Origin of the sequence: Alteribacillus sp. HJP-4, from assembly GCF_042139015.1 — a bacterium.
In the GTDB taxonomy this organism is placed as follows: domain Bacteria; phylum Bacillota; class Bacilli; order Bacillales; family Marinococcaceae; genus JBHIKY01.
On the sequence record NZ_JBHIKY010000003.1, the window covers coordinates 154,016 to 166,695 of the forward strand.

General features: G+C 43.7%; 10 protein-coding genes and 2 pseudogenes. 5 read left to right on the forward strand and 7 right to left on the reverse strand.

Annotation, left to right across the window (positions count from 1 at the left end; all coding sequences use genetic code 11):
- Positions 1-306: 306 nt before the first annotated feature.
- Entirely contained in the window at positions 307-1,083 is a 777-nt protein-coding gene (locus ACE4RR_RS03790; protein ID WP_375534065.1) for a methyltransferase domain-containing protein, read from the reverse strand.
- Between the two features lie 74 nt (positions 1,084-1,157).
- Positions 1,158-1,874, reverse strand: a complete 717-nt coding sequence (locus ACE4RR_RS03795; protein WP_375534066.1) for a metallophosphoesterase family protein — start codon at positions 1,872-1,874, stop codon at positions 1,158-1,160.
- Between the two features lie 510 nt (positions 1,875-2,384).
- Here ACE4RR_RS03795 and ACE4RR_RS03800 point away from each other — a divergent pair.
- Both ACE4RR_RS03800 and scpC read left to right on the forward strand, forming a co-directional pair.
- The gene (locus ACE4RR_RS03800; RefSeq protein ID WP_375534067.1) at positions 2,385-3,035 is read left to right on the forward strand and encodes a LytTR family DNA-binding domain-containing protein; all 651 of its coding nucleotides are present in this window, start codon (positions 2,385-2,387) and stop codon (positions 3,033-3,035) included.
- A 114-nt stretch (positions 3,036-3,149) separates the two neighbouring features.
- Positions 3,150-4,681, forward strand: a pseudogene (scpC, locus tag ACE4RR_RS03805) (succinyl-CoA:acetate CoA-transferase ScpC).
- A gap of 286 nt (positions 4,682-4,967) precedes the next feature.
- On the opposite strand, the pseudogene shc reads toward scpC, so the two are convergent.
- Positions 4,968-6,851: pseudogene (shc, locus tag ACE4RR_RS03810) on the reverse strand (squalene--hopene cyclase); the annotation flags it as partial.
- Positions 6,852-6,928: 77 nt separating this feature from the next.
- On the opposite strand from shc, the gene ACE4RR_RS03815 reads away from it, so the two are divergent.
- Together ACE4RR_RS03815 and ACE4RR_RS03820 are read left to right on the forward strand one after the other, a co-directional pair.
- Positions 6,929-8,089: a DUF2515 family protein gene (locus ACE4RR_RS03815; protein ID WP_375534068.1), complete on the forward strand. Its 1,161-nt coding sequence runs from the start codon at positions 6,929-6,931 to the stop codon at positions 8,087-8,089.
- Positions 8,010-8,474, forward strand: coding sequence for a CBO0543 family protein (locus ACE4RR_RS03820; RefSeq protein ID WP_375534069.1), 465 nt, complete (start codon positions 8,010-8,012; stop codon positions 8,472-8,474). The genes ACE4RR_RS03815 and ACE4RR_RS03820 overlap by 80 nt, the downstream gene beginning before the upstream one ends.
- Before the next feature lie 36 nt (positions 8,475-8,510).
- Here the strand turns inward: ACE4RR_RS03820 and ACE4RR_RS03825 are convergent, their stop codons facing one another.
- The 4 genes from ACE4RR_RS03825 to ACE4RR_RS03840 all read right to left on the reverse strand — a co-directional run bounded on the left by ACE4RR_RS03825 (position 8,511) and on the right by ACE4RR_RS03840 (position 11,699).
- Positions 8,511-9,149, reverse strand: coding sequence for a LysE family translocator (locus ACE4RR_RS03825; protein ID WP_375534070.1), 639 nt, complete (start codon positions 9,147-9,149; stop codon positions 8,511-8,513).
- A gap of 66 nt (positions 9,150-9,215) precedes the next feature.
- Entirely contained in the window at positions 9,216-9,587 is a 372-nt protein-coding gene (locus tag ACE4RR_RS03830) for an ArsR/SmtB family transcription factor (protein WP_375534071.1), read from the reverse strand.
- A gap of 89 nt (positions 9,588-9,676) precedes the next feature.
- A complete protein-coding gene (locus ACE4RR_RS03835) occupies positions 9,677-10,504 on the reverse strand; it encodes an MBL fold metallo-hydrolase (RefSeq protein ID WP_375534072.1) in 828 nt (275 codons plus the stop codon).
- 235 nt (positions 10,505-10,739) lie between these two features.
- A complete protein-coding gene (locus ACE4RR_RS03840; protein WP_375534073.1) occupies positions 10,740-11,699 on the reverse strand; it encodes a helix-turn-helix transcriptional regulator in 960 nt (319 codons plus the stop codon).
- A gap of 96 nt (positions 11,700-11,795) precedes the next feature.
- On the opposite strand from ACE4RR_RS03840, the gene ACE4RR_RS03845 reads away from it, so the two are divergent.
- Positions 11,796-12,662, forward strand: coding sequence for an SDR family oxidoreductase (locus tag ACE4RR_RS03845; RefSeq protein WP_375534074.1), 867 nt, complete (start codon positions 11,796-11,798; stop codon positions 12,660-12,662).
- Positions 12,663-12,680: the final 18 nt, after the last annotated feature.

Sequence of the window (12,680 nt, forward strand, 5' to 3'; positions counted from 1 at the left end):
CTTATTAAGGAACAAAGTATAAGAAAAGCTAAGGCTTTCGCCATTGGAATCTGGCGACAAGCCTTGTGGTGTAGTAAATTTATGGTCAAAATTATTACTCCAATACAAATGGAAACCAGCTAGCGGGTTCTGTTATATAGAAACCTTTAATAATGGCTACGAAAGAGAATGTCGAATATTTTAGAAACGCTTTTTTAACATAGGTTTCTTTTTGGATAAGTAATACTGCTATCTTCTACGATAATAGATTAGATAGAGCATGATGTCTTAGTAATATTCCCATAAATCCAGAACCATTAGTCAACTCTATTTCACAGCCTTCCAAAGCGTCCATCTGTCTTTTTCAACAATCGTTTCTTCTCTTGTTATCGATTGATCCAGGTGCTGAAGTAAGTTAGTCAACTCTTCTTCATTCAATTCATGCAATATACTGCGTCCTGTCCGCTCCTCTACATCTTTTAACAGCTGAGTCTTAGAAGAATAAATTTCTCTCGTTTCCCAGAGCTTTCTCTGCTCGATATTGTGAAAACCAGCTTCTTTCAACGCATGAATAACGGTAGGAGCCGCATGCCGCCGTTTCGTTTCGATGTCTTTTAAGCGGGGAAGCTTCTCGAAGAAATACCCGCGGATGTGAGAGTCGCTTCCTTTGATCAGACAATCCTCCGGGGTGCGGTCCTGTATAATATAAACTCCGCCATTTCCCAGAATTCTGTATGCTTCCTGAAAGCAGGCCCGTAAATCCTTAATGTGATGGATCAATGCTCGTTCGAGTACGAGTTGCAGCTCGTTTGCATTTATTCCGCTTGCGAACGCCGTCCCATAATGAAACCTAATATTTTTTCTATCCCAACAGTATTCCGAGGCGCCTTTTAACATCGCCTCAGAGAAATCCACACCGGTCACCGAATTAGCTCCCATATCAGCAAGCGCTTTTGAATAAATGCCGCCTCCGCAGCCGATATCTGCCGCTTTAGCAATATCCTGATAAGATACTAGTTCCTTCATTGCTGCCACCCATGACGCGTCTGCTTCCCGCGTAGTATATGAGCCCCGGTTATCTTCACTGTGAAAATTTATACCCACTCACTTGTTCTCCTTTCGCCGTTGTTAGTTATAAGGTGCTGGGAAGCAATCTGCTTCTTCTGAGAAAACCACCATTAACGATTCCGGTATTTCCCAAGAATTATTTCATCACGATATTTATCGAGCGAGGGGAGTCCCTCATTTTCAGCAATCTTTAATTCTTTTCTTCTGTCATACTCCACCCGCACCATTTGTACAGCATTACTTGAATATTCACCGTCTAAAATGGCATAGGATGCTGATGTCAGGTCGAGAGAATTACCAATACTCCCAACGTTGCAAAGAATTCCATTTTTATAGGTATGTAAAAAGCTCGTGTGAATATCTCCATAAAAAACGATATCGGGCTGCCGCGGGGGATGGATTTCTCCTATATTTTTACTGGTTTCAAACATAGACAGCTTTTTATCAATAGAATCCCAAGGAAAAATCCTCTCGAATTCACTTCGTGGAGACGCATGGAAACATCGGATAAGCTGACTGTTTATCTCTTCATCAATGTGAAAGGGCAGGCTTGCAAGATACTCAAAATCCTCCTCTGATAATCTTTCCTGAAACCATTGAATAAAATCATTCTCAGCAGGAGCTTGAATAAACACATCCCAATTGCCTCGAATGACCTGCTCGCAGTTCTCCTGAACAAGCTTTATGCATTCGGAGCCAAGTGGACCTTTTCCTACCAAATCTCCAAGGCAGAAAATCCGTTCAATTTCCCGCGCGGACATATCCCGGAGCACCGCTTCCAACGCTGTTTTATTGCCGTGTATGTCTGAAATGATAGCTATTTTCATCGTGGTCTCCCCACAGGTGCATGCGCTTGCAATACTATAAGATTTTTCATAAAAGTAAACCGCCTCCTTTCCTGAAAATTCGTCTCTTCCTCTTCAAAATCCTTCCTATCTATTCCATCTATCCACTATTGCTGTGGACAGTTCGTCCAATCGTCCAAGCATTCAAAGCATAAGATATAGAGTACTATCTACCACTTGATAGAAAGGGGGTTTTCAGCATGACGGAATGTCTATCTACTAATCTTCCATGCAATATTCGTTTATGAGGAACCGAATTTAAACAGCTGTGCCTTATTATTTGCGACATTTACTAAGCCTGGTGAATACTTGTTTGAATTGGGTCTTGTGACTGATACAGGAAACTTTGCACTTGCTGGCTTGTTTGCGAAAGTGACAGCAGTGGAGCTTTAATATCTGCATAAAAGGGGGAGCATAGAACCCCTCTTTTTTTAAAAGTAACTATAATTCACGTTATACTAAAGGATATTGATTATCAGAGGAGGGGAAAATGTGAATCGATTCTCCGTAGCAGCTATGGTGGAATCTTTCAGAGAGCTTTTTCCGAAGGAGGCATCGATAGCCGTGTCGGACGTTCACCGTTTTCTTTATTATGAACCGAGCAAATATGTAGATTTAAAAATCAAGCCCGGTGATGAAATAGATGAAAATACGGTTACATTTAAAGCGCTGGCGGTGCGGCAGAAAACCTCTGAGCACATCAACAGTAATGTTTTCGGAACTCCCTATTATGGGACAAGCGATCCTATAATCGATGCCGGAGGAACGGCAGGGTGCGTAACTGCCATCTTGCCGTCCAAGCAATTACGCTTTCTTTCTACTTTTTTGACGATACAAAAAGATCATTGCTGGGTGCCGGTCCCCTATGAAGAAATGATGTTTCTGGAAGCGCAGAACAGAAAAACGTGGATTCAGTCGGAACGAGGTATTGGTACGCATAAATTCACATTAAGTGAGATTGAACTCTATTTACCGGATGATAGCTTTATCCGTTGTCATCGTTCCTATATTGTAAACGTCAATTATATTTCTGAAATTCAGCCTGATTCTCACTCTACTTTTTTATTAATAATGAAAGATCGAACAAAAATACCTGTCAGTCAGACGTACGCAAGTCAATTCCGTAAATTTCTTTCCTTCTGACTGAAGTCTGCTGTTTCGTGTACTATATTTGCTGGCTCGTTCTAAATTAAAGCCTTTTCATGAGAAAACGCATGAGATTCCCTGCTTCAGGCGTTAGAATAATAAGAAAATTACATGGAGGAGGCTATTATGAACGAGCAAATTCAACAGCGTTTACGTGACAAAGAACTTCAGAATACAATCGTCACAGAGGAAACGGCAGCATCATGGATAAAGAATGGAATGACCCTTGGACTAAGCGGTTTCACTCGTGCAGGTGATGCCAAAGCGGTGCCCTCAGCACTCGTGGAACAAACAAAAAATGAATTGTTTAAAGTGAATGTATATACTGGAGCATCTCTTGGATCTGATATTGACCGATTGATGGCGGAGACAGGCATTGTTCATAAACGACTTCCTTTTCAGGCCGATAAGAAAATGCGCCAGGAGATTAATTCGGGGGAGATGCTGTTCGTAGACCAACACTTATTGCACACAGCAGAAGCCCTCCGTCAGGACGTACTTGAGACGATTGATTTTGCTATTTTGGAAGCGGTAGCAATTACTGAGGACGGGACCATCATTCCGTCAACTCAGTAGGTAATTCTTCTATTTTTGCGCAAAAGGCAGAAGCCATAATTATTGAATTAAATTTAGCTCAATCGGAAGCTTTTGAAGGAATGCATGACATTTACGAACCAGGAACACAGGGCAGCCGCAATCCAACTCCTCTCACAACCGTGGATGGTCGTATCGGTTCCACCGGCATCCAGGTGGACAAGAATAAAATAAAAGGAATTGTGATTACCGATCAGCCTGATTCCCCCTCGACAATCACACCTCCAAATGAAAATACGATTAAAATGGCAGAGCAGCTTATCGAATTTCTTCGTACAGAAAAAGATCAGGGGCGTCTTCCGGAAAATTTAGCTCCGCTTCAATCTGGTATCGGTTCGGTGGCTAATGCCGTATTTCACGGCTTGCTGGAGTCTGGATTTACGGATCTAGAGATCTATTCCGAGGTGCTTCAGGATGCCGTTTTCGATCTGATGGATGCAGGTAAAGTCCGTTTCGCATCCGGCTGTTCGATTACGCTGTCAGAGCAAAAGCTGGAGGAAGTATACGGTAATATTGAAAAATATAAAGGCCGGCTCGTCCTGCGGCCGCAGGAAATATCCAACCACCCGGAGCTTATACGGCGGCTGGGCCTGATTTCCATCAATACTCCATTGGAATTTGATATCTATGGCAACGTTAACTCGACTCATGTTCTTGGAACAAAGATGATGAACGGCATCGGTGGCTCGGGCGATTTCACGAGAAATGCCAGAATCTCTATATTCGTTACTCCATCCATTGCGAAGGATGGAAACATTTCAAGCGTCGTACCCTTTGTCTCGCACGTAGACCATACTGAGCATGATGTCGATGTGATTGTTACAGAGCAGGGTTTTGCCGATCTGAGAGGACTTGCGCCAAAAGAGAAGGCACCTCTTATTATAGAAAACTGTGCGCATCCCACCTACCGCAGACAACTGTATGAGTATTATGAAGAAGCCTGCCGGCACGGCGGCCAGACTCCTCACGACTTAGAGAAGGCTTTTTCCTGGCATAGCCGCTTTTCCAAACTTGGTACAATGCTGGATGCTGCTCTGCAGCCGAATTAATAACCACGGAGCACCCCCCATTCAACTGGGCACGAGGCAAGCAATTGGAAGCTGGTACAAGACCATATCTTGTGGAACTGACTGTGTTGTTCCGGACACTGGTACCGCTATTCGCCAAAATCAATGCTAATTTCTTTCCATTTTTGGCAAATAGCGTACCCTAGTTCTGCCAACCTTTAAGATAGTGTCATTTCTGAAATTATAACGGATCTCATGTCCGTGTACTGCCTGCTGATAATGACATAATCGCTTCTGCCTTTTACATCAGAGCAGTTATAGGCCGCTTCTAGTGAATAAACCTTTTCTTATAATGACTTAACACGAGCAGCGGAAACAAATATTCATAGCTGTGGTAGTGAATATAAAAACCTCCCGGCAGCCCCTGCCCTTTCGGATAAGCTGTTGTCCAATCATCCAGCTCTGCGGTCTCCAGTAAAAATCGGACCGCCCTCTTTATTGCTGGTGTCTCTTCTTTTTCCACCGCAAGCAGGCTATCTAATGCCCACGCAGTGTGAACCCGTGTACTTACACCGAGGGAGACATATGTCTTTTCCAGGTCGCTTTTACACGATTCCCCCCAGCCGCCGTCATCATTTTGAATAGAATAAAGCCATTGAACGGCTTTTTTCACAGCCGAATGACCACTGTGTAATTTTACCGCAGAAAGACCGGTCAACGCTGCCCATGTGCCGTAAATGTAACAAATTCCCCAACGTCCGTACCAAGATCCGTCTGCACGCTGATCCTTAACGAGCCAATTGATACCTTGTTTAATGAAGGGCTGAAAACGGTCCGCGTGCGTATTCTTACCTAAAAAATTTAACGTTCGACCTGTTAAATCGGCAGTAGAGGGATCCAGAAGAATTTTGCCTCCTCCTTCAACTGGCACCAGGGAAAGAAATGCCTGATTTACATTCTTTTCAAACGCCGGCCAGCCGCCATCGTTGTTCTGCATCGACACAAGCCATTGCATGGCACGGTCCCAAACCTGCCTCACTTCGGGACGATTCAAGGCAAGTTCCCGGATGGACCGCAGCGCAGCCGTAGTATCATCAACATCTGGATTAAAGGTGTTTATATCCGAAAAACCCCAGCCGCCTGGGAGAGAGCTAGGATTTTGAACGGCCCAATCGCCATAATCGGAATGCTGCCGTGCCAGCAGGTATTCATTGGCTTTTTGAATAGATGGAGCAGTATAAGACTGTTCTGCCTGCTGAAGGGCATGGCTGACCAGCGCAGTATTCCATACAGATGCCGTTGTAAACTGCATGTGAATTCTCGGCCCAATTTTCGTTTTATATGATCGTAATCCCTGCACCGCCCTAACAATGACCGGATGTTCTTTTGGATAGCCTCTGGACAAAAGTGCAAAAATCATCAGAAACGTTGAGCTGAAATAGCTGAAAAAAGTGCCGTCAGACTCTATTCTGCTCAGCATGTAAGTTTCTGCACGTTCTAACGCCAGCTGATGAAGCTCCTGCGGAAAGCCTATCAATCGCTGAATTCCTTGCTGTACTACAGAAAATATGCGTTGACAGGCTTTTCTTTCCTCCTCCCATTCATCGCCGCGATTCTGTAAAAGTAAATCTGATAGATCTGGTGATAATGCTGATTTTAAATGAAAGAAATTATCTGCTGCTACTAAGATAGGTGTGAGATTGGCTCTGGCATACACAGAAAACGAGAAAAAATGAATCGGAAAGGAAGTTGGAAGCAGTATTATTTCAATCATGGAAGGGAGGTGCTTCGGCCAGGGAAGCTGTCCCGTCAGAGCAAGCATCACCTTCGCAAACATGTTGACTTCTTCTAAGCCGCCGTTTTGAATAATAAACTGCCGCGCCTTTTTCATTCTCGGGTCTTTTTTTTCGACAATTCCAGAATACAAAATCGCATAATAGGCCTCCGCTGTGGCCGTGAGGTTTCCTTCTTCCTCATCATAAAATAATTTCCACGCCCCGTTTTTCTCCTGCTGTTGAAGAATTCCTTCTGCAAGTGTTTGAATCAGTTCTTCATCATTTATTTCTAAGGTTCGCAATAAAATAATCATATAGCAATCGGTGGATGTTCCTGTTTCAAAAGGATATGGCCAGGTGCCATCCGGGCTCTGTTCTTTGATCAAAAGGCTGGTGAGCCTTGTTATTTCAGCATCCACTTGTTGTTTCATACTTGTGTCTACCCTCTTTTCCCCGCATTTGTTACATGCTTATTCCTTTCTGAAAGACGCTATGCGAGAACAGGAGGAGCGGAATGGCAATCCACTGGCTGAACAAAAAGAAACCGCAGTCCAAACCTTACGCAAAATTGAAAGAAGAAGTAAAGAAAAAAATTCAAGGAAATACAGGTACTTTTCCAAAGCCGCCGCTTACAGCTCATGAAATAAGCTTGATAAAACAAATAAAAGAAGAAACCAGGCGGTTGAACAGAAATAATGTGACAAGAACGAAGGCGTATCTGGATTTTTATATCCAGCATCCTGATATTCACTGGGCTTTGCTTGGCCACCTCGTTTCACGCAATGGCGGCTGGCAGATGACCGATTTAAAAGGCGATCTCCTTCCACGGCTGTTAACGGAAAAAGAACAGCGTTATTATTATTCATTTTTAGAACGAGGCAATTGGCTCATATTTCAAGATGTGTATCCGCAGCTGCTCCTTTACCGGGAAGGTGTCTATTCATCCAGAAATTATTCTTATCTTCTGCCATTCATGAATGTATCAGTATTTATGGAGACAATCTGGAATTATTTTTGGAAGCATGGCGACCGCTACCTGCTTGCGATTGCAACGATAATCAATGAACAAAGCTACCTTGAAAAACGGATAATTCAAAACGATTATTTCAAAAAAACAGTATTAAACACACTCGGCTTTAAGCTGTATGATTTTTTACGTTTCAATCATGTCATTATTCCTTTTTACAAAAATCTGAAAGCGAAGAAACCTGCCTTATTAGGGGATACACTGCAGCAATTCGCTTCTCTTCATCACCGTATCATGCTTGGAAAACGTTTATATTCGCTGCTGTTTCATAATGAAGCATCCTTAGAAGGCGCACTGCGCTGGGCCATCCACCATCCTCATACAGGCTCAAGACAAGACTATTGGGGGCACCTGTTTCATTCTATTAATGAAACGCTGCCAGGCACTGTGTACCGGCCCCGCACAAGAAAATGCAGGCTCAAAAAAGGGGCAGACCGGCTTTACAGCCCTCCGCTCAAGTATGCGTGGGCGGATACAGATCACTCCGAAACCGAAAAAGGAGACTGGCTGAAGGATTGGAGAGTGGTTGATTATTTAATAGAAGAAAAATATACAGACGGAGGCATATATGAGGAGTACTGTAAAACACTCGAAGCGATCGAACATACCATTATTACCAAAAAAGCCATCTTCTTCAGACCAGAATAAAAAAAGGTCTGCCTTTCTTCTCACAGCGCTGACTGCCGCTTTGGCAGGCACCTATTTGGATTTGTACTTTGTCGGAAATGGGCTGTATCACTTCCCGGCGCGGCCGTTTCCAGAGATTTTTCCAATTCATATCGTTTTTACCCTGGCAGCCCTGCCTATAATAACAATCTTATTTTTAATTACGGCCAGCTGTCTTCAGCCCGCTGCACGAATGATACTTGGCCTGCTGATGTGCATAGGGGCAGCTGTGGGTGAGCAGATCAGTGAACAACTCGGCTGGTTTGCTCACCACCCAGCATGGAAACACAGCTATTCTTTTTTTGGTTATATGATTTTCCTTATGATCATGTGGCAGATTTTCAAATACTTTTCCAGGTCACGCTAACTGTCTATCCCTCTCTCTCCTTTATAAACAACTGCCTCAGGCAGAAAAGACTAGTCTGATAAATTGAAATAAAAAATAAATACTATACCCAAGAACGGCTGAGCCACTCAATAGCAGCAGCACCTGCCTTTTTCTTTTATTCAGCCAACGATTTCCAAGATACACCAGATATGCAAGCAGCATAAACCAGATAAATGCTCCTGCAAGGACAGCTGCAGGGTAAACTGCAGATATGTCGCCGTTACTATCAAGTATTGGAGTAAGAAGTCCCATCCACCATAAAAATGTAAAAGGATTAAATGCGGTGATAGCTGCTCCCGTCCAAAAGGCTTTCGCATAATGGCGGAACGGTTTAGTTATTCTCTTAATTCGCTTGCCTCCCACCGCTTCCACGGTTTTCATTTCTTTAAAAATCCCCCAGGACACGTATAAAAGCACGATACTCCCAAACAGCCAGAGAAATGTAACGATCATCGAATTCGAATCTATGAAAGGCATTAACCACCATAATATCGCAAGTAGAATAACCGCATCTCCTGCAACTGCTCCCGCTCCCACGGAGATTGAGGAGGACAAACCGTATCTTGTCCCGTGCTTAATTTCTTCTCCATTGCTTGGACAGGTTGGGGAAGATACAAATCCAATGAAAAAACCGCTTAATATTAATTGCAGCATAACATTCTCTCCTCTTGTCTATAATTCTATATTTCGATAACAATCGAAATATTAAATCAAAAAAATTTATTCTCCTTTCGCCTGCTGAAAAAACATAATTATTTTATCTACTGTCGCTTGTTCAACCCAGCATTCAATATTTTTTCCTTTTCGATCCATTCGAATTAAACCTGCCTGCCTTAATTCTTTTAAATGGTGAGAAACTGTAGACGGGGCAATATTCAGCCCTTCTCCCAATTCTCCCACCGTTAAGCGCATTTCTCTTTCTGTACTGAGTTCACCCGGGATGCAGTATTTCGCTAAATACAGAAACACATGAAGGCGGTGTTCATTGGAAAGCGCTTTGAACATTGCACTAAACTCCATCGTATTTTCATTTTTATTATTCGACATATTTAGAAATATAAATGAATTATCCTCTCTTGTCAACCACAACATCTGGTGGAGAGGTTTCCCGGTAAGGGGTAAAACAGACACTTGGAGGTGGAAATCGGGCCGCAGGGCGCTTTCCCACTTTCCCCGTTCATTCACGTCTTGAACAATGTACCTTCCAGTGCCCGGATGTAGCGATCGGCTGATCTTTGGACAGCTTCATCTGCATTTTTCGGAATGTTTTTATGAAAGGCATTGTAAATTCGGTCGAATGAGAGCCCGCCGACGCGTTCAGCCATCTCTTTCACTTTCTCTGCGGGAAGCGGAATTAAATTGGGATAACTGTACATAAAGCTCACCCAGTCCGTATCTTCAACAACCTGAATAATATCTCCGGTAAAAAGAAGTCCTTTTCGCTTTTGAACAGGTAGGCAGTGTAACACCGCTCCACCTTTGAAATGCCCGCCGAGACGGTGAACAGACATATCTTCTGTCAGCTTTTTTTCCTCTCCGTTCCAAAACTTAATCTGCTCTTCCTGCTTCATCACCCACTGGCTGTCATCCTCGTGAATATAAATTGACGCATCAAATGTCTCAGCCCATTCAAGCTGCGTGGAATAATAATGAGGATGAGAAAGAGCAATCGCATCAATTCCTCCCAGCTCACGGATAGAAGTAATAGTGTACTCATCTAGGTAGGTAATGCAGTCCCACAACACGTGGAAACCGTTGTTCTTAACGAGATAAGCAGTCTGGCCAATTCCAAATCCGGGTTTTGTCGTTATGCTATAAACTCCTTCTTCTTCCTTCAGAATCTCATTTTTATACTTGCCGCTGCGGCGAATTTCCTCCAGCGTTGTCCATTTCTGGCCCTCCGGATGGACATACTGTCTTTCTTCCTCACAAATCGCGCAGAACTCCGGAGGCTGTTCGCTTGGTGGATACTGAACGCCGCAGGTGACACATATATATTTCTGTAACATCTCGTCCTCCTTTTTATAGAAGTCTCCAATTCTATACCCTAAATGGTTGATTAAAAAGCAGTATGAGTGCTTTTGCCCCCTGCTATTTCCACGGGACGATTTCCACGTTCAAGCATCTGGTTTCCACCGTGCCGAAATTTTTTCACGCTTTGACGCAGGCATTTCCACCGTCTTGGTGTGGTTTCCCCCGCTCCCGTCCATTTTCCCAGATAAAGTGTTCTTTTCCCACTTCCCCTCACACTTCATATAAATCCAGCACTTCTTCTGCTCTATTTATAATTTTACAAATCACAGATTTTGGAGAAATCACTTTCATCTCCCGGCCGAAGCCTATGAGAAAATGAACCGCTTCCTCTTCCGTAGGAAAAGTTAATTCAACCTCGGTCCATCCTCCAACTTTCTGAAGTTCCTTGATTTGTACAAAGTGACCGGTAAACACGATACGCTGATATGCTTTAGAAGAAGCTGTCACCTTCACATGGAACTCTGGAATTTTTTGAATGAAGGACTGTTTTGATGACTCCCAGTAAGCAGGCAGATGAAAATCGCCGGGCCTGGTGAAGTGCTCTTCTGTGAGAGTTGTTTCCAAAATACGTGACACGCGGTAGCTCCTCAGCTCGTCATGTTCATTTAAGGCCGCAGCGTACCATGAGCTTCCCTTTGCCACAAGGCCAAGCGGCTTAATTCTATATTCTTTTCTCTCTCCGCTGCCTTTTTTATAGAGGATATGAACAATTTGTTCCTCCATCACCGTTTTTTGCAGCACTTCCAGGACCGAATTGGTCTGCGTTGCACTGCTTCGCCACGTTCCCATATCCACATAGATTCGTTCCCACAAATGCTGCGCATTTTTGCGTGACTGCTCCGGCAGCGATACCAGCAGTTTATTAATTAAATCAGTTCTTGAGATATCCAAATTTAAATCCGAAAGGATCTTTTCAGAAGGAGGTAAAAAGAAAGACAATATCTCTTTTTCCTTGAACCAGCTTAATCGCTGCTTCCAATCATCTACAAGCCTCCACCCTCCTGCTTTTCCTCTTTCTGCATAAACTGGAATCCCGATTGCACTCAGTGCTTCCATGTCCCGGTGTATCGTGCGCTGCGATACCTCTAATTCATCCGCAAGCTTACTGGTAGGAAGCACTTCTCCATATTGGAGCAGTATCAATATTTTTATCATTCTTTCCGCCTTCATTAGAATGACTCCCTAAAATAAATTTTAATTATGACAGTATATGTCATGTTTTTATTTTACCCTTTAAGTAATAAAAGAGAAAGGATGATTGCTGAGATGCCAACGCTGAAAGGTAAAACAGCACTTGTCGCAGGCGCCACAAGAGGTGCAGGCCGAGCGATAGCTGTAAAATTAGGAGAAGCTGGAGCGACTGTTTATGTAACCGGCCGTACGACAAGATCGAAACCTTCTCCCATGCAGCGCCGCGAGACGATTGAGGAAACGGCAGAGTTAGTGACAGCTGCCGGAGGTCATGGCATTGGTGTAAGGGTCGACCATACTGTGCAGAGAGAAGTAAAACAGCTGCTAGAAAGAATAAACGAGGAACAGCAGGGCCAGCTGGACATTTTAGTGAACGATGTTTGGGGAGGCGACCCTCTCAGTCAGTGGGGAAAGGATATAGGAGAGCATAGTGTTGAGATGGGGCTGCAAATGCAAAAGCAGGCTGTTCATTCGCATCTCATCACCACGCATTATGCTGTCCCACTGATGAAAAAGAACATGAGCGGGTTAATCATTGAAATTACCGACGGAACCACCCAGGATTATCGTGGAAACGTCTATTACAGTTTGGCAAAGATCTCTAACATTCATATAGCAAAAGCACTTGCAGAGGAGCTTAAAGACTATCATATTACGTCACTGGCACTGACCCCAGGATTTCTCCGTTCCGAAGCCATGCTGGATCTGTTTGGGGTTACCGAAGATAATTGGCAGGAAGGAGCAAAGCAGGAAAAACACTTCATTGCCTCTGAGTCACCCTATTATATAGGAGAAGCCTTAAAGCATCTCGCTGTCGATCCAGAAGTACGGAGGTTTAACGGCATGGCTCTGAGTACCTGGGGACTTTCGGAGATTTATAATTTTAAAGATGCGGACGGCACCCAGCCGCACTGGGGCAGATATTTTGAAAAGCACGTGTAAAAAAACGTGCTTTTCCTC

Coding starts and splice junctions, on each gene's coding strand:
- ACE4RR_RS03795 (WP_375534066.1), bottom strand. CDS start 1,874: ATGAAAATAGCTATCATTTCAGACATACACGGCAATAAAACAGCGTTG.
- ACE4RR_RS03815 (WP_375534068.1), top strand. CDS start 6,929: ATGGCAATCCACTGGCTGAACAAAAAGAAACCGCAGTCCAAACCTTAC.
- ACE4RR_RS03820 (WP_375534069.1), top strand. CDS start 8,010: ATGAGGAGTACTGTAAAACACTCGAAGCGATCGAACATACCATTATTA.
- ACE4RR_RS03825 (WP_375534070.1), bottom strand. CDS start 9,149: ATGCTGCAATTAATATTAAGCGGTTTTTTCATTGGATTTGTATCTTCC.
- ACE4RR_RS03830 (WP_375534071.1), bottom strand. CDS start 9,587: ATGTTGTGGTTGACAAGAGAGGATAATTCATTTATATTTCTAAATATG.
- ACE4RR_RS03835 (WP_375534072.1), bottom strand. CDS start 10,504: ATGTTACAGAAATATATATGTGTCACCTGCGGCGTTCAGTATCCACCA.
- ACE4RR_RS03840 (WP_375534073.1), bottom strand. CDS start 11,699: ATGAAGGCGGAAAGAATGATAAAAATATTGATACTGCTCCAATATGGA.
- ACE4RR_RS03845 (WP_375534074.1), top strand. CDS start 11,796: ATGCCAACGCTGAAAGGTAAAACAGCACTTGTCGCAGGCGCCACAAGA.